The sequence below is a fragment of the Flavobacterium sp. NG2 genome (genome assembly GCF_034119845.1).
In the GTDB taxonomy this organism is placed as follows: domain Bacteria; phylum Bacteroidota; class Bacteroidia; order Flavobacteriales; family Flavobacteriaceae; genus Flavobacterium.
This window is the reverse complement of record NZ_CP139420.1, coordinates 779,300-800,070: the sequence shown is the minus strand read 5'-3', so window position 1 is coordinate 800,070 and position 20,771 is coordinate 779,300. Positions and strand designations below refer to the sequence as shown.

Sequence of the window (20,771 nt, the reverse complement as noted above, 5' to 3'; positions counted from 1 at the left end):
AGTCATATAGGTTTATTGTTGTTGCTTAAAGCTTATGTGCCTTATATGTTTAAATAAAAGAGTAGTTATGAAAAAGTTGTTTTTGATTTGCTGTTTCTGGATGGTTACAATGCTCAACGGGTATGCGCAATTGAAAGTTTATAGCTTTGAAGAAGTTGCTCAGTTGTCACAAGTAAATCCGAAGCCAATTGTGGTTTTTGTGCATACTTCTTGGTGCAAATTTTGCAAAATGATGGAGCAAACAACTTTCAAAAATAAGAAGGTCATTGAGGAACTAAACCAACGTTTCTATTTTGTTTCCTTAGATGCTGAAACCCGAAATGCTATTTGGTTTAATGACCATCTATTTCAATTCAAGCCTACGGGAACAACAACGGGAGTACATGAATTAGCAACTGCATTGGCTACTATAAATGGAATCGTTTCCTATCCTACGCTTAGTATATTAGATACAGAACTAAGCATTGTTTTTCAAAAAAACGCCTATTTGGATGCTAAAACGGTTTTATTAGTTTTAGCACAATTTAATCATTAAAGGCACTCTAGGGCGGTGCCTTTCTTTTTTTCTACTCTCCAAATTTGCCCTGAAGTATTGGCTTCATTTGCTAAATAAGGCATATTGATGAAATCTCCATTTCGATGTAAATCAATGTATTTATTAACGCCATTAAAAAAGGTGCTAACTTTAAACGAGTTTTCTTCAGATACACTTTCTTTGATTTCCCAAATTCGACCAGAATATTTTTCTTCGCTAACGACGATTAATAAGCCATTAAAAACTCCTCCGTTAATTACATCCAACCACATATTCATTCCAAAAAGAGAAGTTCTTAGTCGAAAGCAATCCTCCATTTCAGTCTTTTCAAGTAACCAATGCTGACCTGAGAAATCTGCCATCGAAATAAGATGTGGCATATAGCTAAAGCGTCCTCGATTGAAAATATCTAAGGCCATTTTTTCTTTCTCTAATAAAGTGTACAATTGATAGTGAAGTGTGGTATCTATTTTCATGGTATTTGATTTTAAAAATTAGTGCTTTTGGGAAGCATCAAATGATTGAAATCAAAAATCCGTAATTCTTCGAAAGCAGAAATTTAAAATGGTATTAAAGAGCTTTTTAATGTCATAAGATAGTGGAAAAGTAAGTGTAAGTTCTTTGTGAATTCAATTTTTTGAAGCCTATACTTTGTGATTGTCTCTTTTCTAGCTTTTAAACTATTGAACTATAACAAAACTTTATTATACAAACTAGTGAGTTCGTTTGAAACTTCGTAACTTTGTATCGGTTTTTACAAAGAAAAAAAAATAGTTAATTTAAAATAAAATATCATGTATCCAGAAGAAATGGTAAGACCTATGCAAGCTGAATTGACAATGGCGGGTTTTCAAGATTTACATAATGCTGAAGCGGTTGATAATGCTATAAAGGCAGAAGGAACTACATTAGTGGTGATTAATTCTGTTTGTGGTTGTGCTGCAAGAAATGCACGTCCAGGAGCTAAAATGAGTTTAGAAGGTGCTAAAAAACCAGATCATTTAATCACTGTTTTTGCTGGAGTTGACAAAGATGCTGTTGATGCAGCAAGACAACATATGTTTCCTTTTCCTCCATCATCACCTGCAATGGCGTTATTCAAAAACGGAGAATTAGTACATATGTTAGAACGTCACCACATTGAAGGTCGTCCAGCTGAAATGATTGCAGAGAACTTGCAAGATGCTTATAACGAGTATTGCTAAGATTACGGTTTAAACACCAAGGTCACAAAGAAGGCACTAAGATCACTATGAAAAAGTGAATCTAAAACTTAACCGCAGATTTACAGATTTATTATTTGTGAAACTGCGGTTTTTTATTGTTTAAACACATAGAGTCATAGTTTTTGTTTTAAAGACCTAAAGTCACTTCGTTTTTTATAGAAAATCATAGCTATGTGAACCATTTATTGGTCTATCTTTCCTTTTTAACAATGTTTCTATGAGTTTTTAAATTTTTAAATTTTGACAAAAGATTTGCAAACCATCCAGTTTACCGTTATTGACAACGGCACCGAAATCCCTATTACAACCCGTCACGGCAGTCATCCTAATTTGATGTTTTTATTGAAAGAAAAACTGAATTTGGATTCCTTTGGGGAATGTGGTGGTGTGGGGCGTTGCGCTACTTGCGTGGTGGAAACTGATGGCATTAAAGGAAAGTCAATGATTAAAGAACGCAACGAGCCTACTACTTTGAGTAAATTAGGGTTTGAGGAAGAGAACATCAGGTTATCTTGTCAATTGTATGTTACGGCGGATCTTGAGGGAGCGGTAATCACACTTTTGGAAGAGTAAGCGTTAATGAACCACAAAAGCCCTAGGTACTATCTTTAAAACCTAATTTATTTTGATTAATTTTTCAATATATTTGTTTTAGCAGAGAGGAAGCATACTGCGATTTTTCGTTGAATGTTTACCTTGTTTAGCCTCAACTTGTTTGGGGCTAATTTTTTTATCCATTTTTGCGTTTGTGCCTTTTTCAAAGGCAAGCAGAGAAGAAAGCTCCTGTTCCTTTTCTTGAATATTTATTCGATAATTAGTATCGTATCGTTTATTTTTCTTCCACAAATGATAGACCATTACTAATAATTTTTTCTGTACCGCTACATAACTTTTCATTTTTATGGCGTGTTTTTCAAAAGTCCTATTATACAAATCTAAAAACGGTTTTTCTTTACATGTTATAACTATTAAAGACGGCATATGAAGAGCTCTTCTTATTCTTGAATTCCCTTTTTTAGATATCTTAGTCTTTCCAACCCTAGTTCCTGATTGAGCTTCAACAACATCATAACCAGCATAAGAAACTAATTGCTTATAGTTTTTAAATAGCTCAAAACCATTAGTTTCTGCTATTAGAGTTGCTATAGTTAAGTATCCTATTCCTTTAATTGCCAAGATATTTAAGCATTTATTATAAACTACAGCATCAGATTTAAGATGTAATTTCATTTTTTTATCTAATTCTTTCAACTGAGCATCAAACAGAGTTATAGTGCTTTTAAGTTGATCAATCAATAAATCGGAACGATACATCGAGTGTTCTAATGCATGGATTTGATTACTTATGACCGTTTTTAATTCTTGTATATTTTGATGCTGTCTGGTGTAGTGACGTAATTCATAATAGTAGCGTCCTAATGGCTCCCAAAGGCTTAAGCATTGTTCAGCTCCCATTTGTGCCAATCCTCTAGCGTCAATACTATCATTCTTAGATTTTAAACCCAAACATTCTAAGTATTTCTTTGCCTTATTAGGTAAAACTATAGATAGTTTATATCCTTTTTCAAATAAATATAACGCACAATTTTCATGATAGACACCTGTGGCTTCCATACAAACAACCAAAGGCAAATCCATCTCTTTATGCCATTTTGTTATCCAAGAGTCTAAACTTTCAAAACCAGAAACAGTGTTGTTAAAGGTTATTTTAGACTTAAACTGAACTTGTTGGTTCTCATCAATGACACAAATTGATCCATCAATTTTGCTACTAGAAACATCTAATCCCACAGAATACTTTAAAATCATAACTTTTTGATTTTTAGATAAACAAAAAACTACATGGGTCTTGGCTCATTAGTTATACTGCATCTAAATTAAAAACCTAGTGCTTAAGTACTATTGCGACTTGAAATGTAATTAAAATGAAGTTGATTAACCTAGCTTACAATATCGTATTAAACGTATCTGGCCCCGATAGAATTTTGCAACTTCATTTTGTTTATCAATTATTACTATTTTAAAGATACGTATTTTATCATTTTGTAACTATAACAAAGATATGAGCCCCGATAAAAGTGAAAATCCTTGTGGGGGCTTTTGTTTTGCCCCCACAAGATTGTAACGTATAGCGGGAAATAGCTCCTGAAAATACTCGCCGCAAATTTACTAATTTAAATGTTTTAGATTCTTGATAAATTTTTAATTTGCGCTAATTTTAATCTTTACTATTTAGTATTTGATTATTTTAATTTGCTAATTAGCGGTTATTTTTGTCCCTTTTCCGTACTTTTGCAAAAATAATTTATCACACTTAAAACGTTTATAGCATGCAACTGTATAACACCTTAAGCGCAGATGAAAGAGCCGAACTGATTGATCAGGCGGGTAAACAACGACTCACGTTGTCTTTTTATGCGTATGCCAAAATTGAAGATCCTAAAAAATTTCGCGACGATTTATTTATAGCCTGGAACGCACTCGATGCCCTTGGCCGTACCTATGTAGCACACGAAGGTATTAATGCTCAAATGAGTGTTCCTGCCGAAAATTTTGAAGCTTTTAGAGACACACTTGAAGTTTATGATTTCATGAAAGGCATTCGCTTGAATGTAGCCGTGGAGCACGATGACCACTCTTTCTTAAAACTGACGGTTAAGGTGCGTGATAAGATTGTTGCTGATGGTTTGAATGACGAAACTTTTGATGTAACCAACAAAGGTGTGCATTTGAAAGCGAAGGAATTCAACGAAATATTAGAAAATCCAGATACGATTGTTGTCGATTTTAGAAATCATTACGAGAGTGAAATAGGTCATTTTAAAAACGCCATAACTCCTGATGTGGAAACTTTTAGGGAGTCGTTGCCTATTATTAACGAACAATTAAAAGATTTTAAAGAAGATAAAAACCTAGTAATGTATTGCACGGGTGGAATCCGTTGTGAAAAAGCTTCGGCTTACTTTAAACACCAAGGTTTTAAAAATGTATACCAACTAGAAGGCGGAATCATTCAGTATGCCAAACAAATCAAAGAAGAAGGTTTAGAAAGCAAATTTGTAGGTAAGAATTTTGTTTTTGACAACCGTTTAGGTGAAAGAATTACTGACGATATTATCGCGCAGTGTCATCAATGCGGAAAACCTTGTGATAATCATACCAATTGTGAAAATGACGGTTGCCATTTGTTGTTTATTCAATGTGACGAATGTAAGGCCGCCATGGATAACTGTTGTTCTATGGAATGTCTTGAGATTACGCGTATGCCACTGGTGGATCAAGTACGACTAAGATCAGGAAAACAAGTAGGAAATAAAGTATTCAGAAAAGGAAAATCAGATAAATTGAAGTTCAAACATTCCGGTGAATTAGCTGATTTAGCCATAGGAACAGCAACAAAACCGGCTGATATTAGACAAAAAATAAAAGTCAAAAAAGTATTGGTAGGTAAAGTAGACCATTACTATGTAAAAGCACAGGTAGGTCTTTTTTCTATTGAAAATAAAGAATTGAATGTGGGTGACAAAATCATTATTTCTGGACCTACAACCGGTGTTCAAGAATTGGTTTTAGAAAAAATGATTGTTAATGATAGCAAAGCAACAACAGCCAAAGCAGGTGATAAAGTTACATTTGCAGTACCATTTAGAGTGCGATTATCAGATAAATTGTATAAAATTTTTCAAGACTAAGCGTTATCATTAACTCTTTTAAATAAAAACTTCTAGTTCAAAAACCATTTGTACTAGAAGTTTTTTGTTTTATATGAAATTGTCTAGTTAGTATCTAGTCTTGTTTTATTTCCCAATGTATTTCCTAGCTTATTTTTACAGGTAAAACATAAACAACCAACTTGATAAGTTTAGAAATTGCATTATGAAAACTATTAATCAAAACCCACTGAGAGTACTCCTCTTTTTATCCGTTACCTTTAATTTTTACGCTCAAGTAAATGTAAAATTAGATTTAAATGTGAAACATAGTGTAGGAGGTATATCTACTTTTGAACGTTGGAAATTTATTACTACACACGCTAATCAATCAGAAGGAGAATGGAATGGAGATAATGTTCTACCCGATTTAAAGAATGATTTTTTAAATGGTAGGGATGTCTATTTAGGAAGAGATACTGGTGGCATCACTTATAATTTAAATCAAGTAAAAGAAGACCCAACAAGACCCGGTTTTGCAGACCCCGCTGATATTACTTCCAAAGGAACAGCTTCAAAAAATAGCTTTGCCGCAAACACCAGTCTTCATCCATATGAGAGTAGAAAGAACTGGATTATTTGCGCACAATTGCATCCTTTTTGGACAGGAGCGGAACAAAAAGCAACAGGGAAAGGTTGGAAATTAGCCAATGCAACTGCTACAGGTGAATATATGGGGCGTTATATTACTGCTTTTCATGGTGGAAACGGACAAAAACTACCCTCTTTTGTCGAAGTAATCAATGAGCCTGATTACGATCTTTTAGGAGGATTGAAAGAATACACAAAATCCATTAATGAAATTGCTGTTTTTCATAATGATGTGGCCGCAGCTATTAGAGCTCAAATTCCGAATATACGAATTGGAGGTTATACTAATGCTTTTCCCGAATTTGAAGTAGGGAATTTTCAAAGATGGATAAACCGTGACAAAATGTTTATGGATGTTGCGGGAGCCAATATGGATTTTTGGTCAATTCATCTTTATGATTTTCCTTCTATTAATGGTGGAAAAAAACAATTGCGTTCCGGTAGCAATATCGAGGCTACTTTTGATATGATGGATCAATACAGCATGATGAAATTTAATAAAACAAAACCTTATGTGATTTCAGAATATGGTGCACAAACCCATGATTATAACAACAGTCAATGGAGTTCTTATAGAGATTGGTTAATTCTTAAAGGCATGAATTCGCAATTAATGTCTTTTCTGGAAAGACCAAATACAATTGATATTGCAATTCCTTTTGTAATTACAAAGGCCGAATGGGGTTTTAACGCTACTACTGGTGTTCCATACACCCACCGTTTAATGCGAAAAACAAATGAACCTGCGAGTTATACTGGACAATGGACTTATACTGATTTGGTTAAATTTTATGATTTATGGAAAAATGTAAAAGGAACTAGAGTTTATATTAAGCCAGATAATTTAGATGTTTTGGCCAATGCCTACATCGATGGTAATAAAGGATATGTGATTTTGAATAATTTAAATTTCCAACCCACTACAGTAAACTTGAATCTCTTTGATACAAACAATATTGTCATCACTAGTATCAATAAGAAGCATTTGACAGTAATTAATAACAATGCTACATTGGAAGAAAGCTTGGTTTCGCTTCCGCTAACTTCGGTAACATTAGGAGCAGAATCTACTATTATTTTAGAATATACTTTTGCAAATGCGATTGCGATTAACGAAACCGCTGATGAGACAAAATATTTTGCCACTACTTATTTACAGCCTATTGTGGCGAATCAACCAGTAGTCTTTCAGGTTAATAATGTTCAAAAAAGCACTTATGGTGATGCGGTTTTAAGAATTGGTTTAGGGAGAGATCATGGACAATCATTAAGTCCTATCGTAAAAGTTAATAACACTAGTATTACAGTTCCTATAAATTTTCGTGGTTACAATCAAGCGCAAAGAGAACGTTTCTTTGGAGTGTTAGAAATTCCTGTTCCTTATAGCTTGTTAACGACTAATAATCAAATTTCGGTTCAATTACCTGATTCTGGTGGACATATCAGTTCTGTGGCTTTACAAGTGTTTAATTTTAGTAAAAATATTTTATCCGTAGCATCGAATACGTTCCAAGATGATAAAAAAATTACAGTATATCCAAATCCTGTGGATGAGGAAATTTTGATACAATCTTCGTCAGAAAACATTCTCAATGCAACAGCAATGATTTATAGTGTTTCTGGACAGTTAGTACAAGAATCGATGGTAGATACTAATGGGAAAATAAATGTTAGCAAACTTCCTAAAGGACTTTACGGTATTCGCCTTACGAAAGGGAATAAAAAAATAGGTACAGCAAAATTTTCAAAAAAATAGCATAAAATTTTATTTCGGTTTTAAAAAAGAAGCCAAATCGATTTTTATTGATTTGGCTTCAGGGACTTATATTCTTGCAACTGATGTTGGTACCGCAAAAATAATTAAAGAATAACAATTATCTATTTAAAATTTTATCCTATCAAAAGACTGCCATTCTGAGCAGTCTTTTTTTTTGAGTAAACTATTATGTACATATGAGCATAGAATGAGGAGCCAAAGTTATGGGTTTAGAATTGCTGTATTAACTTCAAAAAATCCAACATTCCTAACTCGGTCTGGTATTCTGGCAAAAACAAAAATAACGATCATTTATGGAACTCAAAAACTAGTAGGAGGTGAAATATCATTTTTTACAAAATTTAATAGCTTATGTAAGTTTATTGTACTTTATAATAAATATACTGCTATTAAAATTCATTCATTAACCAATACTGCCTATTGATAATCTCTTGCACGAAACGAATATTGACGATTGCTGCCGACTAGAAAAATTAGAAACATGAGTTCATTAATTGAATTCTAAATCGTTTTAAATCATGCCTAAGTCACTATTTATAAATAAAAAAGAACTGCTGCTACCATTTTTTTCATAATCAACATCTGAATATTAAATATTTTATTGACACGATTTATAATAGACAAACAAATTTTTTAACTAGAAAAAAAATTATCAAGACAGAAGTAGTATTTAATATTTTTGTTTACATTTGAAACAGGTTTCTTATTTGAATACTTTAAATTCGATATTTAACCTAAAATCTATTTATTAATTAACAACAAACAAAAAATTATGAAAAAAGTTATTTTAATGCTTACTGTCTTATTTGCAACAGCAGTAGCAACAGCACAAACGTCAACTTTAAAGATTGTTAAAATCAACAACATGACACCAGCTGAATTCAAAAATTCACATCCAGTACTTAAAAAAGGAGAAACATTAATGCTGACGGTTAGTTTTTCTAACATTCTTAAAGATCGAAAAGACACCCGTGTAAGAGCACGAGTTTTGAATGATTTTGCATTAATTGATGGTTCAACAGAAGCATTCAAACAAGTTAGCACTTCAACAGAAATCCAGACTGTGGAAATTCCACTAATCATTCCTAATGTAAGCGAGGAAATTAAGACAGCACGTATTCAAGTGTTAGCCTTTGGTAATAAACCAGATGGTAGCGAAGGAAATATTTTTGGGTATGTACCACCATTTGAATTAAAATAAAAGAATACAACTCTTTGTCAAAACATTATTTTGGCAAAGAGTTGTAGCTTAAACTTTAAATTAGTTATCAACCAAATTTAATTATTATGAAAAAAATTACTTTATTATTTATTACACTAATAGCATCTGCTTTTGCAGTTCAAGCTCAAACTTCCGCAATAGTTATTAGGCAAATTAACGGAATTGATACTGCCACTTATTTAGCTGATCACCCAGAAATTTTAGAAAACACAACATTAAGTTTAACTGTTGATTATACAAATATAATTTCAAGTCCAACTTTTGGATTAAACTTAAGAACAAGAATACTAGATTGGACAACTTATGGTGTAATTGCTGGAGCTCCAAATATGGATACACCAATTACTACAAGCACTTCGTTGCAAACAGTTACCTTTAATTTTGTAGTACCGTTGGTAACTGCTGATCTTAAAGTACGTCTTCAAACCTTAGGGAGAGATAGCGGTGGAACCGCTAACGTTTTTGCTTATGCTGCAAATGGATTTACTATTAAAAATGATCCTACACTTTCTACAAATAACTTCGAGAAAAGTAAATTATCAAATTCTTTCTATAGCCAATCAGAAAATTCAATTATAATCAATGATGAAGTTACAGGAGAGTTTATTGTTTCTGATTTGTCGGGAAAAACAGTGTTAAGCGGAACAATTAGTCCAAAAATTAATGTTAGTTCGTTAGCTTCTGGATTGTATGTTTTATCTACAAAAAGTGGCGTTTTGAAATTCGCTAAATAAAAAAACAAAAAAAATAAGTGAATAAATAGATTTTAAAAAGGCTGTCCAAAAGGACAGCCTCTTTTTTTTGCTTAAAAATTAAGACGAAACCCTCATTTTAACAATTGCAACTTTCCTTTAAAAAATACTATCTTTACCAATTAATCGTTTTAAGAACTTAAGTTGTGTCTTTCACAACACTACATATAAAATTATGGCATGTACAAGTTGTTCAACTTCTGATGGTGGCGCACCGAAGGGTTGTAAAAATAATGGGACTTGCGGCACCGATAGCTGCAACAAATTAACGGTTTTTGATTGGCTTTCGAATATGAGTATGCCAAATGGAGAAGCTCCATTTGACTGTGTTGAAGTTCGTTTTAAAAATGGTCGAAAAGAGTTTTTTAGAAATACTGAAAAATTGACGCTGAGTATGGGAGATATTGTGGCAACTGTCGCTTCTCCTGGACATGATATTGGAATTGTAACTTTGACTGGCGAGTTAGTTCGTATTCAAATGAAGAAAAAAGGGGTAAACCCAACTAGCAATGAGGTTCCAAAAATTTACCGAAAAGCATCTCAAAAAGATATCGACATTTGGTCAGCCGCTCGTGATAGAGAGGAGCCAATGAAGGTTCGTGCTCGTGAACTTGCAATTCAGCACAAACTGGAAATGAAAATTTCTGATATTGAATTTCAAGGTGATGGATCAAAAGCGACTTTTTACTATACTGCAAATGACCGTGTAGACTTCCGACTTTTGATTAAAGATTTTGCCAAAGAGTTCAGCACCAGAGTCGAAATGAAGCAAGTGGGTTTCCGTCAGGAAGCGGCTCGTTTGGGAGGAATTGGTTCTTGTGGTAGAGAATTATGTTGTTCTACTTGGTTGACTGATTTTAGAAGTGTCAATACTTCGGCTGCACGTTACCAACAACTATCTTTAAATCCGCAAAAACTAGCGGGTCAATGCGGAAAATTGAAATGTTGTTTGAATTATGAGCTAGACACTTATATGGATACCTTAAAAGGGTTTCCAGATTTTGACACCAAATTAGTGACTGAAAAAGGAGATGCTATTTGTCAAAAACAAGATATCTTTAAAGGTTTAATGTGGTTTGCGTATACCAATAATTTTGCACATTGGCATGTACTAAAAATTGACAAAGTACGAGAAATCATTGCCGAGAATAAACAGAAAAAGAAAGTTTCTGCCCTTGAGGATTTTGCTATCGAAATCATTCAAGAGAGAGAAAAAGACTTCAACAATGCTATGGGGCAAGAGAGTTTGACACGTTTTGATCAGCCTAAGAAAAAGAAAAAAACAAACCGCAAACCTAAAATTGCTGCTGAAAAATCTAATGCTGAGGTTGGGGCAAAAGCGAATCAAGAGAAAAAGCCAAATACGAACAAACCAAATAATAATAAGTCTAGGCCTAATAATAGAAAGCCCAATAACAATAAAAACACGGGTAACGGTGAAAACAAACCCAATCCACAACCTAGAAAACCTATAATTATTACTAAAAATGAGAATAAAAAGTAGTTTTTTAATTCTTCTTATTGCGGTACTTCTTATCTCCTGTGACAAAAAGAGAGTTTTTGATGAATACAAATCGGTAGGAAGCGCTTGGCATAAAGATAGTATTGTTTCTTTTGATTTGCCTGAATTGGATTCGACACAACGTTACGATTTGTTTATTAATCTAAGAGACAACAACAATTATCCTTACAATAATTTATTTTTGATTGTTACTTTAGAAAAACCGAATGGCTATACCAAAGTAGATACCTTAGAGTACGAAATGGCAGCGCCAGATGGCACTTTATTAGGGGAAGGTTTTACTGATATAAAAGAAAGTAAATTGTTTTATAAAGAAGGAGTTCGATTTCGCGGAAAATACAAAGTCAATATAAAGCAAGCGGTGAGAGAATCTGGTAAAGTGCCTGGAGTGACACAACTAGAAGGTATTACCGAAATTGGATTAAGAATAGAAAAAAAAGAATAGATAGTAAAAGTTATGGCTACTAAAAAAAATAATCAAATTAATTCCATCGAAAAGGATTTTAAATATTATACTAAAACCTTTTGGAGATTTTTCTTTTATGGATTAGGCGGTATTGCAGTCTTTTTTCTGTTTGCTTCATGGGGAATTTTTGGTTCAATGCCTTCTTTTGAGGACTTAGAGAATCCAGATTCCAATTTAGCGACTGAAATTATTTCTTCAGATGGCGTTATAATTGGTAAATATTTTCAAAAAAACAGATCGCAATTAAAATATTCTGATCTACCTAAAAACCTTGTAGACGCTCTTGTCGCTACAGAGGATGAGCGTTTTTACGAACACTCTGGTATTGATGGAAGAGGAACGCTAAGAGCAATTGCTAGCTTAGGAACTAGCGGTGGTGCCAGTACCTTGACTCAGCAATTAGCCAAACAATTATTTCATGGTGAAGGTTCTAAGTTTTTGCCTTTTAGAATTGTACAAAAAGCCAAAGAATGGATTATCGCCATCCGATTGGAAAGACAGTATACTAAGAACGAAATCTTAGCTATGTATTGTAATGTCTATGATTTTGGAAATTATTCAGTAGGTGTAAGTTCAGCTGCTCAAACGTATTTTTCGAAAAGCCCGAAAGAATTAACAATTGATGAGTCAGCTATTTTGGTTGGAATGTTCAAGAATTCAGGTTTGTACAATCCTGTTCGTAATCCTCAAGGTGTGAAAAACCGTCGTAATGTGGTTTTGGCACAAATGGCAAAATCCAAAATGATTACCAATGAACAAAAAGTGAAACTACAAGCTTTACCGATTGCATTAAAATTCAAATTAGAAAGTCATCGCGAAGGAACTGCGACTTACTTCAGAGAATATCTTCGTGATTATATGAAGAAATGGGCAGTTGATAACAAGAAGCCAGATGGTTCAGATTACGACATTTATAAAGATGGATTAAAAATTTATACCACTATTGATTCTCGTATGCAATTGCATGCTGAAGAAGCGGTGGAGAAGCATATGGCAAACTTGCAAGAAGAGTTTTTTCTTCAAGCAAAAACGAATAAGAATGCACCATTTGTCAATATTTCTGATGCTGAAACCCAACGAATTTTAAAACAAGCTATGAAATCTTCAAGCCGTTGGGCAGTTTTAAAGTCAAATGATAAAAGTGATGAAGAAATTGAAGAATCTTTTTATAAAGAAGCAAAAATGACGGTTTTCACTTGGAAGGGTGAAAGAGACACCATCATGAAACCTATCGATTCTATCCGTTATTACAAACACTTTTTACAATCGGGATTGATGGCTATGGAGCCTCAAACGGGTAATATCAAGGCTTGGGTAGGTGGAATTAATTATAAATATTTCCAGTATGATCACGTTGCGCAAGGTGCAAGACAGGTGGGTTCAACATTCAAACCATTTGTATACGCAACTGCTATTGAGCATTTGAATATGTCTCCTTGTGATTCTATTATTGATGCTCCTTTTACAATGCCGGCAGGACGTCATCATGCTACAGAAGCATGGTCACCAAAAAACTCGGATAATAAATACCGCGGAATGGTTACTTTAAAGAAGGCTTTGGCGAATTCAATTAATACGGTATCTGCCAAACTGATGGATAAAGTGGGCCCTGAAGCTGTTGTTGATTTGACTCATAAATTAGGGGTAAAATCACAAATTCCTATTCAAGCTTCGATTGCTTTAGGAGCTGTAGAAATCACCGTTGAAGACATGGTGGCGGCTTATGGAACTTTTGCGAATCAAGGAGTGTATAATAAACCTCAATTTTTAAATCGTATCGAAGATAAAAGTGGTGTGGTAATTTACGAACCTATCCCTGAATCTCATGACGTATTAAATAAAGATATTGCCTTTGCGGTAATTAAATTGTTGGAAGGCGTTACCGAAGGTGGTTCTGGATCTCGATTACGTACGGAGTACGGAGGAAGTGGTGACAACCGATGGACAGGTTACCCTTATAAGTTTACCAACCCTATTGCAGGTAAAACAGGAACCACACAAAACCAATCTGATGGATGGTTTATGGGAATGGTTCCTAATCTAGTGACAGGTGTTTGGGTAGGTTGCGAGGATCGTTCGGCACGTTTCAAAAGTATTACGTATGGTCAAGGAGCTACTGCTGCCTTGCCTATCTGGGGTTATTTCATGAAATTGTGTTATGCAGATCCTGAACTAAAGGTGTCTAAAGAAAACTTTGATAGGCCGGCAAATTTATCTATTAAAGTAGATTGTTATGTGCCAAGAGTAGTAAAAGATTCGACAGCTACAAAACAAGATACCGAAGAATTTTCATTTTAAATCAATGCTTTTTTGTAACTTTCAGATTCACTCAAATCGATTGAAATAATTTGAAAGTATGATTAACAAAAAGGTAAATACGGTTCAAGAGGCGCTGCAGGGAGTTCAAAACGGTATGACAATTCTCTTTGGAGGATTTGGATTATGTGGTATCCCTGAAAATGCTATTGCCGAATTAGTAAATAAAGAAATTAATCAACTTACCTGCGTTTCTAACAACGCAGGAGTTGATGATTTTGGTTTGGGTTTGCTTTTGCAAAAAAAACAAATCAAAAAAATGATCTCCTCCTATGTGGGAGAGAATGCCGAATTTGAGCGCCAAATGCTCTCAGGCGAACTCGATGTGGAATTGATTCCGCAGGGTACGCTAGCAGAACGTTGTCGTGCCGCCCAGGCAGGAATCCCCGCTTTTTATACACCCGCTGGTTACGGTACTGAGGTAGCAAGCGGCAAAGAAACACGAGAATTTAACGGAAAAATGTATGTCTTGGAGCACGCCTTTCAAGCTGATTTTGCTATTGTAAAAGCTTGGAAAGGAGACACTGCAGGAAATCTTATTTTCAAAGGTACGGCTCGGAATTTTAATCCCGTTATGTGTGGTGCTGCCAAAATCACTATCGCCGAAGTTGAAGAACTTGTCGAAGCAGGAACATTAGATCCTAATCAAATTCATATTCCAGGCATCTTTGTAAAACGCATTTTTCAAGGAGAAAAATACGAGAAGCGGATTGAACAACTTACAGTGAGGATGAGAGAATAGTGTTCAGTTAGCAGTTCTTAGTGTTCAGTAAGTGAGAACAACTTATATTTAAATAGATTATTTTTAGTGTTTTAGATTCAAACAACTTAAATGCTCTTATATTTCTTATATGGTTAAAATAGTATTCTGTTGACAGTTTTAAGTATTCAGTAAGTGAGAAAAACTTATATGCCTTATATGGTTTAAAAAAATAAAATATGTTAGACAAAATCGGAATCGCAAAACGCATCGCGCAGGAACTACAAGACGGCTATTATGTCAACCTGGGCATCGGAATCCCAACGCTTGTGGCTAATTATATCCCAAAAGGAATTAACATTGAAATACAAAGCGAAAACGGGGTTCTAGGCATGGGGCCTTTTCCTTTTGAAGGAGAAGAAGATGCTGATATCATCAATGCAGGGAAGCAAACCATTACCACATTGGCGGGAGCCAGTTTTTTTGACTCGGCTATGAGTTTTGGAATGATACGAGGGAAACACGTCGATTTAACCGTTTTAGGTGCTATGGAAGTGGCGGAAAATGGCGATATAGCCAACTGGAAAATCCCCGGCAAAATGGTTAAAGGAATGGGTGGTGCGATGGATTTGGTCTCTTCTGCCGAAAACATCATTGTAGCTATGATGCATGTCAACAAAGCAGGCCAATCTAAAATCCTCAAAAAATGCAGCTTGCCCCTAACAGGTGTAGGATGCGTTAAAAAAATAGTTACGGAACTGGCCGTTCTCGAAGTAACTCCAAAAGGCTTTAAACTCTTAGAACGTGCGCCAGGGGTTTCTATTGAACATATTATTGCCTCAACTGAAGCGGAATTGATTGTAGAAGGGGAAATTCCGGAGATGGTGATTGATTAAACTCAAAGATTTAATTAATTATGAAACATATTGTTTACTTGTTTTTTAAAAGTTTTATTAGTCTTTTATTAGCCTTTGTTTTTTTTAAATTTTGGCAGTTAACAATGAAAAAAAGAATTAGAAATCAGAATATTCATGATTCTTTATATAATAGGAATAAAATATTTGAAACTAAAATTTCTGGATGGTTTATAATATTAATATTAATTTTTCTTTCAATAAAATTTTTTATAGAAGCTTTAAAATTTATTTAAAAAAACATAATAATGCTATACGTAAATTTTAAATGGTTAATAATTCCTTTAGTTTTTATTGGCTTGGGATTATTCGTAAAATATTCTAATAACCCTAAAATATTTAGCGTAAAAAAATATTCAAGATCTCTAATAATAATTGGAGTTGTTCTTTTTGTGCTGAATCTTATTTTGAATCTTAAAAAATGAGTATTCCAAATATGAAGTGTTGTTGTAAACGTTTGTCGTGTTCATAAATAGTTTTACAATTAGTGTAATAATAGATGAGTTTATTTCCGGAAGATACATAACGCCTAGTCCTGATAGCAGTGAAAAGCCTTTGCGAATTGAAAACCAATTTTTCTTGCACTGGCAGAGCGACCAGAGGAAGCTCCTGCCAGTGCTTAGAAAAAAGGTTTGAAATTGCAAAGCTTGTAACGGATAGCAGGGAATAACTCCAAAAAAATAAACCGCAAATTCACAAATTAGAAATCTGCGAATCTGCGGTTAAAAATTATAAACTTAGTATCTCAGTGCCTTAGCACCTCAATATCTTCAATTACAAATTCTCAAAGAAATCATTTCCTTTATCATCGGTGATAATAAACGCTGGGAAATCTTTGATGGTGATTTTACGAACGGCTTCCATTCCTAATTCTTCAAAATCCACGACTTCTACCGAAAGGATGTTTTCTTTCGCTAAAATAGCGGCAGGCCCTCCGATAGAGCCTAAATAGAATCCACCGTAAGTTTTACATGCGTTCATTACCTCTTTGGTACGGTTTCCTTTGGCAAGCATCACCATACTTCCGCCATTTTTTTGGAACTCTTCAACATAGACATCCATACGTCCCGCAGTAGTTGGTCCAAAACTTCCTGATGGCATTCCGTCTGGTGTTTTAGCAGGTCCCGCATAATATACTGGGTGGTTTTTAAAATAATCTGGCATCGGTTTACCAGCATCTAGTAATTCTTTGATTTTAGCGTGTGCAATATCACGAGCGACAATCAAAGTCCCGTTTAATTTTAAACGTGTTTTGATAGGGTATTGCGATAATTTTTTAAGGATGTCAGCCATTGGTTGGTTCAAATCAATTTCAACCGCTTCTTCCAAATGGGGTGGTGTAGCAGGTAATAATCGTGCAGGATTTACTTCTAATTGCTCAACAAAAATCCCCTCTTTGGTAATTTTTCCTTTGATATTTCTGTCAGCGGAACAAGAAACACCTAATCCTACTGGACACGAAGCAGCATGACGTGGCAAACGAATCACACGAACATCATGAGTGAAATATTTACCTCCAAACTGCGCTCCAATAGCACTTTCTTGACAAATCAATTGCACTCTTTTTTCCCATTCTAAATCACGGAAGGCTTGACCTGCCATGTTTCCAGAGGTAGGAAGATTGTCAAAATAACCTGCAGATGCTTTTTTTACAGCGGCTAAATTAGCTTCGGCCGAAGTTCCTCCAATCACTAATGCTAAGTGATACGGCGGACAAGCGGATGTTCCTAAATCCATGATTTTAGCACGAACAAAAGCATCCATCGATTTTTCATTCAATAAGGATTTTGTTTGTTGGTACAAATAGGTTTTATTGGCAGAACCTCCTCCTTTTGCTAAAAATAGGAATTCATAGGAAGCTCCTTTTTTAGCATAAATATCAATTTGTGCTGGAAGATTGGAACCTGAGTTCTTTTCTTCAAACATACTAATCGGTACAATTTGAGAGTAACGTAAGTTGCGCTCTTGGTAGGTGTTGAAAATTCCTTTTGATAACCATTCGGCATCGTCCACTCCTGTATAGACATTTTCTCCTTTTTTAGCCATCACGATTGCCGTTCCTGTATCTTGACAAGAAGGCAATTCGCCATCAATTGCTACCACTGCATTTTGCAACAAATTATAAGCAACAAAACGGTCGTTATCTGTCGCTTCAGGATCGTCAAGAATGGCTCTTAATTTTTCTAAGTGAGATGTACGCAACATAAACGAAACATCTTTTAATGCTTCTTGTGCTAATAATTCCAATCCTTTTGGGTCAACCGTCAAAATCTCGCGGTCACCTAATTTTTCTACTTTTACGTAATCAGAAGTTATTTTACGGTATTGTGTATCGTCTTTTAAAATGGGATACGGGTCTTGATATATAAAGTCCATTTATGTGTTTTTTTAGAATCCCAAATATAAGAATTGTAGAAGGAAATTCATGTGATTTATATCAACTTATGTTTTAGAATTGTTATAAAATAATAGGTGTTATGGGTTCTTGCAGTTGTTAGTTGTATTTGTAAATTAAAATAATATGTACCATCACTACGTGATTTATACATAGCATAGAGCCGTAGGCTCGGTTCATATTAAATCTTCAAAAGTATACCTTGCATCAAATGGGATTTCAAATTTATTTAGAAAATCTAAATATTCATCATGAAAACTTTGCCTCTTATGATGGTCTTCTTGGTTAGCAATGTATTTATAAACTGCACCCATTTGAGAATGACTATATGAGAAAACGCCATAGCCTTCTTGCCATTCAAATCTTGAAGAAGTCAAACTATGATCGTTAATATATTTAGAAGATTTAGCCTTTACCGTTTTCATTAGCTCTGAAATGGAAACCGTTGGTTTCAAACCTAAAAAACAATGAACGTGATCTTCAACTCCATTCACAATAATTGTTTTGCAACCTGTTTCATTTATTAAATTGCCTATAACACCAAGTAAGGTTGATCTCCATTCATCAGCAATAACTGCTTCACGGTATTTAACTGCAAAAACAACTTGAAGGTAGACTTGATGATAGGTGTTTGCCATTATTTGGTCTTTTATGAACCGTTCCTACGGAACTCTATTTTTCTTATTTCATTCCATCAACGGATTAAAATCCGTTGCTACAATATGTGTCGTCCCTATGGGACTCAAATATTAAACAGAGCCGAAGGTTCAGGATTAATTCGTAGGCTACAAAACGTTTATTATTTTCATCGTTATTTTCATCATCATTTTAAAAAAACCAACTAGCTACAAAAATCGCTGTAATCACACAGATTAAATCAACCCATAGCATGATTGGTAAGGCATAACGAGTGTTTTTGATGTTTACAGAGCCAAAATAAACCGCAATCACATAGAACGTACTTTCGGCACTACACTGGAAAATACTACTTAATCTTCCGGTCATCGAATCGGCGCCAAAGGTATTCATCGAATCGATCAAAAATCCACGCGAACCTGCAGAACTAAAAGGACGTAACAAGGCTACGGGTAAGGCATCGGTAATTTCTTTGTTAACTCCCAAATTTGAAAAAATAAAAGCAATTCCATTGCTAATAATTTCAAATAAACCACTGTTTCTAAATAAAGAAATGGCTACTAACATTCCCAAAACATAAGGAAAAATCACAACTCCTGTTTTGACACCATTATTTGCCCCTACTACAAAGGTTTCGTAAACGGTTGTATTGGCATCGGCAAATTTCTTTTCTTTTACCATTGATAAAATCAAAGTATAGGCAATAATGGCAATTAATATCAATGCAGAAAGGTTAGAAGTGAAATAGCTTTTTCCTATTAAATCCAAATGATTCACATACAACAACAACCCAATAATCCCTCCAATCAACGTGATTAAACCTACCGCCAAAGAGGCGCTCTTGAAGTTGATTTTTTGTTTCAGCCCGACAATAATAAATGCAGCAATAGTACCGATAAAAGAAGTAATGATACAAGGCAACATCACATCGGCTGGATTGGCAGCATTAGCGGCAGCTCGGTATCCAATAATAGACGTCGCTATCAATGTCAGTCCCGAAGCATGCAAGCACATAAACATAATTTGCGCATCACTGGCTTGGTCTTTATCGGGATTTATTTCTTGTAAACTTTGCATGGCTTTTAAACCAAAAGGAGTGGCAGCCGAATCTAACCCTAAAAAATTAGCGGCAAAGTTCATCGTCATATAAGAAATTGATGGGTGGTTTTTAGGAATACTTGGAAATACTTTTACGAATACTGGACTCAATACGACAGCCAGTTTTTCTGTAGCTCCTGAGATGATTAAAAGTTCCATCAACCCACAGAAAAAGGCTAAATAAGCAATCAATGGCAAGACTAAATCGACTAAAGTGTATTTACAAGTGGGTAATAATCCATCTGCTTTTTGAACTCCGCTGAATATTTTTACGGTTTTGTTGGAATATACATAAGTTGTATCTGGATTAGACAAATCACGATTGACAATCATGGTTTTGTCTGTTTTTAATTCGATGCTATCGCGTACAAAAACCGGAATTTGGTCTAAATATTTTTCAGATACTAAAATTGGGTCTCCTTTTTGTCCATTTAATACAAAATCAATGGTGTAATTGTTTCCTGTAAACAAAGCAAAAACAACAAATACAATGGACGAAATGAAAATCGCCAACCAAAATCTACTTAATACCATAATTTATAATTTTTGTAAATGTATATATTTTAAAAGTACAGGTTAAAATTTACTATTAGAAAATAAATATTTTTATTTATATTTAATAAAAAAACACTTTTCATTTGTTACTTTTGCAGTACAAAAAGAATAAATCTCAATGTTATGGAAACTTTAAAAGTTATTTTAATGTCTCTCTCAACTTCGTTTGGACTAGTTAAACAACAAGTAGTTGGTACATTTGGAAGAGACACTTCTATGGTTGACAAAGAAGTAGTTGATGTGATTTTATCTAATTCTGAGAACAAGGAAAAACTTATTAAAAGATTAAACCAAAACAATCATTCTTCGGTTGAGATAGAAATCAATGGAAATGAATTTAATTTTATTAATTAAAA

Annotated in this window: 19 protein-coding genes; 14 read left to right on the top strand and 5 right to left on the bottom strand. The window is 34.2% G+C overall.

Annotated elements, in window-relative coordinates:
- Positions 1–67 precede the first annotated feature (67 nt).
- Positions 68–535 (top strand): thioredoxin family protein, encoded by a 468-nt coding sequence (locus SLW70_RS03290; RefSeq protein WP_320890571.1) that lies wholly within the window; start codon positions 68–70, stop codon positions 533–535.
- Here the strand turns inward: SLW70_RS03290 and SLW70_RS03285 are convergent.
- On the bottom strand, positions 532–1,011 hold the full coding sequence (locus SLW70_RS03285) for a hypothetical protein (RefSeq protein WP_320890570.1): 480 nt from the start codon (positions 1,009–1,011) through the stop codon (positions 532–534). The two genes, SLW70_RS03290 and SLW70_RS03285, sit on opposite strands and share 4 nt — an antisense overlap.
- Before the next feature lie 318 nt (positions 1,012–1,329).
- On the opposite strand from SLW70_RS03285, the gene SLW70_RS03280 reads away from it, so the two are divergent.
- Complete coding sequence (locus SLW70_RS03280) at positions 1,330–1,740, top strand: BrxA/BrxB family bacilliredoxin (protein ID WP_320890569.1); 411 nt, start codon at positions 1,330–1,332, stop codon at positions 1,738–1,740.
- A gap of 261 nt (positions 1,741–2,001) precedes the next feature.
- Complete coding sequence (locus SLW70_RS03275; protein ID WP_320890568.1) at positions 2,002–2,334, top strand: 2Fe-2S iron-sulfur cluster-binding protein; 333 nt, start codon at positions 2,002–2,004, stop codon at positions 2,332–2,334.
- Positions 2,335–2,412: 78 nt separating this feature from the next.
- On the opposite strand, the gene SLW70_RS03270 is transcribed toward SLW70_RS03275, so the two are convergent.
- Complete coding sequence (locus tag SLW70_RS03270) at positions 2,413–3,570, bottom strand: IS110 family transposase (RefSeq protein WP_320890227.1); 1,158 nt, start codon at positions 3,568–3,570, stop codon at positions 2,413–2,415.
- 521 nt (positions 3,571–4,091) lie between these two features.
- Here SLW70_RS03270 and SLW70_RS03265 point away from each other — a divergent pair.
- The 10 genes from SLW70_RS03265 to SLW70_RS03220 all read left to right on the top strand — a co-directional run bounded on the left by SLW70_RS03265 (position 4,092) and on the right by SLW70_RS03220 (position 15,713).
- The gene (locus SLW70_RS03265) at positions 4,092–5,453 is read left to right on the top strand and encodes a rhodanese-related sulfurtransferase (RefSeq protein ID WP_320890567.1); all 1,362 of its coding nucleotides are present in this window, start codon (positions 4,092–4,094) and stop codon (positions 5,451–5,453) included.
- Between the two features lie 184 nt (positions 5,454–5,637).
- Positions 5,638–7,818, top strand: a complete 2,181-nt coding sequence (locus SLW70_RS03260; protein WP_320890566.1) for a T9SS type A sorting domain-containing protein — start codon at positions 5,638–5,640, stop codon at positions 7,816–7,818.
- Between the two features lie 208 nt (positions 7,819–8,026).
- Positions 8,027–8,263: a hypothetical protein gene (locus SLW70_RS03255; protein ID WP_320890565.1), complete on the top strand. Its 237-nt coding sequence runs from the start codon at positions 8,027–8,029 to the stop codon at positions 8,261–8,263.
- Between the two features lie 348 nt (positions 8,264–8,611).
- Entirely contained in the window at positions 8,612–9,040 is a 429-nt protein-coding gene (locus tag SLW70_RS03250) for a hypothetical protein (protein WP_320890564.1), read from the top strand.
- 86 nt (positions 9,041–9,126) lie between these two features.
- Positions 9,127–9,795: a hypothetical protein gene (locus tag SLW70_RS03245; protein WP_320890563.1), complete on the top strand. Its 669-nt coding sequence runs from the start codon at positions 9,127–9,129 to the stop codon at positions 9,793–9,795.
- Between the two features lie 193 nt (positions 9,796–9,988).
- Complete coding sequence (locus tag SLW70_RS03240; RefSeq protein WP_320890562.1) at positions 9,989–11,317, top strand: regulatory iron-sulfur-containing complex subunit RicT; 1,329 nt, start codon at positions 9,989–9,991, stop codon at positions 11,315–11,317.
- The gene (locus tag SLW70_RS03235; RefSeq protein ID WP_320890561.1) at positions 11,301–11,780 is read left to right on the top strand and encodes a gliding motility lipoprotein GldH; all 480 of its coding nucleotides are present in this window, start codon (positions 11,301–11,303) and stop codon (positions 11,778–11,780) included. The genes SLW70_RS03240 and SLW70_RS03235 overlap by 17 nt, the downstream gene beginning before the upstream one ends.
- Before the next feature lie 12 nt (positions 11,781–11,792).
- Entirely contained in the window at positions 11,793–14,099 is a 2,307-nt protein-coding gene (locus SLW70_RS03230) for a penicillin-binding protein 1A (protein WP_320890560.1), read from the top strand.
- 58 nt (positions 14,100–14,157) lie between these two features.
- On the top strand, positions 14,158–14,859 hold the full coding sequence (locus SLW70_RS03225) for a CoA transferase subunit A (RefSeq protein WP_320890558.1): 702 nt from the start codon (positions 14,158–14,160) through the stop codon (positions 14,857–14,859).
- Between the two features lie 197 nt (positions 14,860–15,056).
- A complete protein-coding gene (locus SLW70_RS03220; protein WP_320890557.1) occupies positions 15,057–15,713 on the top strand; it encodes a CoA transferase subunit B in 657 nt (218 codons plus the stop codon).
- Between the two features lie 792 nt (positions 15,714–16,505).
- On the opposite strand, the gene SLW70_RS03215 is transcribed toward SLW70_RS03220, so the two are convergent.
- The 3 genes from SLW70_RS03215 to SLW70_RS03205 all read right to left on the bottom strand — a co-directional run bounded on the left by SLW70_RS03215 (position 16,506) and on the right by SLW70_RS03205 (position 20,394).
- Positions 16,506–18,107 (bottom strand): fumarate hydratase, encoded by a 1,602-nt coding sequence (locus SLW70_RS03215; RefSeq protein WP_320890556.1) that lies wholly within the window; start codon positions 18,105–18,107, stop codon positions 16,506–16,508.
- Between the two features lie 195 nt (positions 18,108–18,302).
- Complete coding sequence (gene tnpA / locus SLW70_RS03210; protein WP_320890555.1) at positions 18,303–18,764, bottom strand: IS200/IS605 family transposase; 462 nt, start codon at positions 18,762–18,764, stop codon at positions 18,303–18,305.
- A gap of 190 nt (positions 18,765–18,954) precedes the next feature.
- Positions 18,955–20,394, bottom strand: a complete 1,440-nt coding sequence (locus tag SLW70_RS03205; RefSeq protein WP_320890554.1) for a nucleoside recognition domain-containing protein — start codon at positions 20,392–20,394, stop codon at positions 18,955–18,957.
- Between the two features lie 168 nt (positions 20,395–20,562).
- Here SLW70_RS03205 and SLW70_RS03200 point away from each other — a divergent pair, with 168 nt between their 5' ends.
- On the top strand, positions 20,563–20,769 hold the full coding sequence (locus SLW70_RS03200; RefSeq protein WP_320890553.1) for a hypothetical protein: 207 nt from the start codon (positions 20,563–20,565) through the stop codon (positions 20,767–20,769).
- Positions 20,770–20,771 lie beyond the last annotated feature (2 nt).

What these genes read in the sequence shown, in the direction of transcription:
- SLW70_RS03290 (WP_320890571.1), top strand. Translation starts at nt 68, where the DNA reads ATGAAAAAGTTGTTTTTGATTTGCTGTTTCTGGATGGTTACAATGCTC.
- SLW70_RS03285 (WP_320890570.1), bottom strand. Translation starts at nt 1,011, where the DNA reads ATGAAAATAGATACCACACTTCACTATCAATTGTACACTTTATTAGAG.
- SLW70_RS03280 (WP_320890569.1), top strand. Translation starts at nt 1,330, where the DNA reads ATGTATCCAGAAGAAATGGTAAGACCTATGCAAGCTGAATTGACAATG.
- SLW70_RS03270 (WP_320890227.1), bottom strand. Translation starts at nt 3,570, where the DNA reads ATGATTTTAAAGTATTCTGTGGGATTAGATGTTTCTAGTAGCAAAATT.
- SLW70_RS03265 (WP_320890567.1), top strand. Translation starts at nt 4,092, where the DNA reads ATGCAACTGTATAACACCTTAAGCGCAGATGAAAGAGCCGAACTGATT.
- SLW70_RS03260 (WP_320890566.1), top strand. Translation starts at nt 5,638, where the DNA reads ATGAAAACTATTAATCAAAACCCACTGAGAGTACTCCTCTTTTTATCC.
- SLW70_RS03255 (WP_320890565.1), top strand. Translation starts at nt 8,027, where the DNA reads ATGAGGAGCCAAAGTTATGGGTTTAGAATTGCTGTATTAACTTCAAAA.
- SLW70_RS03250 (WP_320890564.1), top strand. Translation starts at nt 8,612, where the DNA reads ATGAAAAAAGTTATTTTAATGCTTACTGTCTTATTTGCAACAGCAGTA.
- SLW70_RS03245 (WP_320890563.1), top strand. Translation starts at nt 9,127, where the DNA reads ATGAAAAAAATTACTTTATTATTTATTACACTAATAGCATCTGCTTTT.
- SLW70_RS03240 (WP_320890562.1), top strand. Translation starts at nt 9,989, where the DNA reads ATGGCATGTACAAGTTGTTCAACTTCTGATGGTGGCGCACCGAAGGGT.
- SLW70_RS03235 (WP_320890561.1), top strand. Translation starts at nt 11,301, where the DNA reads ATGAGAATAAAAAGTAGTTTTTTAATTCTTCTTATTGCGGTACTTCTT.
- SLW70_RS03230 (WP_320890560.1), top strand. Translation starts at nt 11,793, where the DNA reads ATGGCTACTAAAAAAAATAATCAAATTAATTCCATCGAAAAGGATTTT.
- SLW70_RS03225 (WP_320890558.1), top strand. Translation starts at nt 14,158, where the DNA reads ATGATTAACAAAAAGGTAAATACGGTTCAAGAGGCGCTGCAGGGAGTT.
- SLW70_RS03220 (WP_320890557.1), top strand. Translation starts at nt 15,057, where the DNA reads ATGTTAGACAAAATCGGAATCGCAAAACGCATCGCGCAGGAACTACAA.
- SLW70_RS03215 (WP_320890556.1), bottom strand. Translation starts at nt 18,107, where the DNA reads ATGGACTTTATATATCAAGACCCGTATCCCATTTTAAAAGACGATACA.
- tnpA (WP_320890555.1), bottom strand. Translation starts at nt 18,764, where the DNA reads ATGGCAAACACCTATCATCAAGTCTACCTTCAAGTTGTTTTTGCAGTT.
- SLW70_RS03205 (WP_320890554.1), bottom strand. Translation starts at nt 20,394, where the DNA reads ATGGTATTAAGTAGATTTTGGTTGGCGATTTTCATTTCGTCCATTGTA.
- SLW70_RS03200 (WP_320890553.1), top strand. Translation starts at nt 20,563, where the DNA reads ATGTCTCTCTCAACTTCGTTTGGACTAGTTAAACAACAAGTAGTTGGT.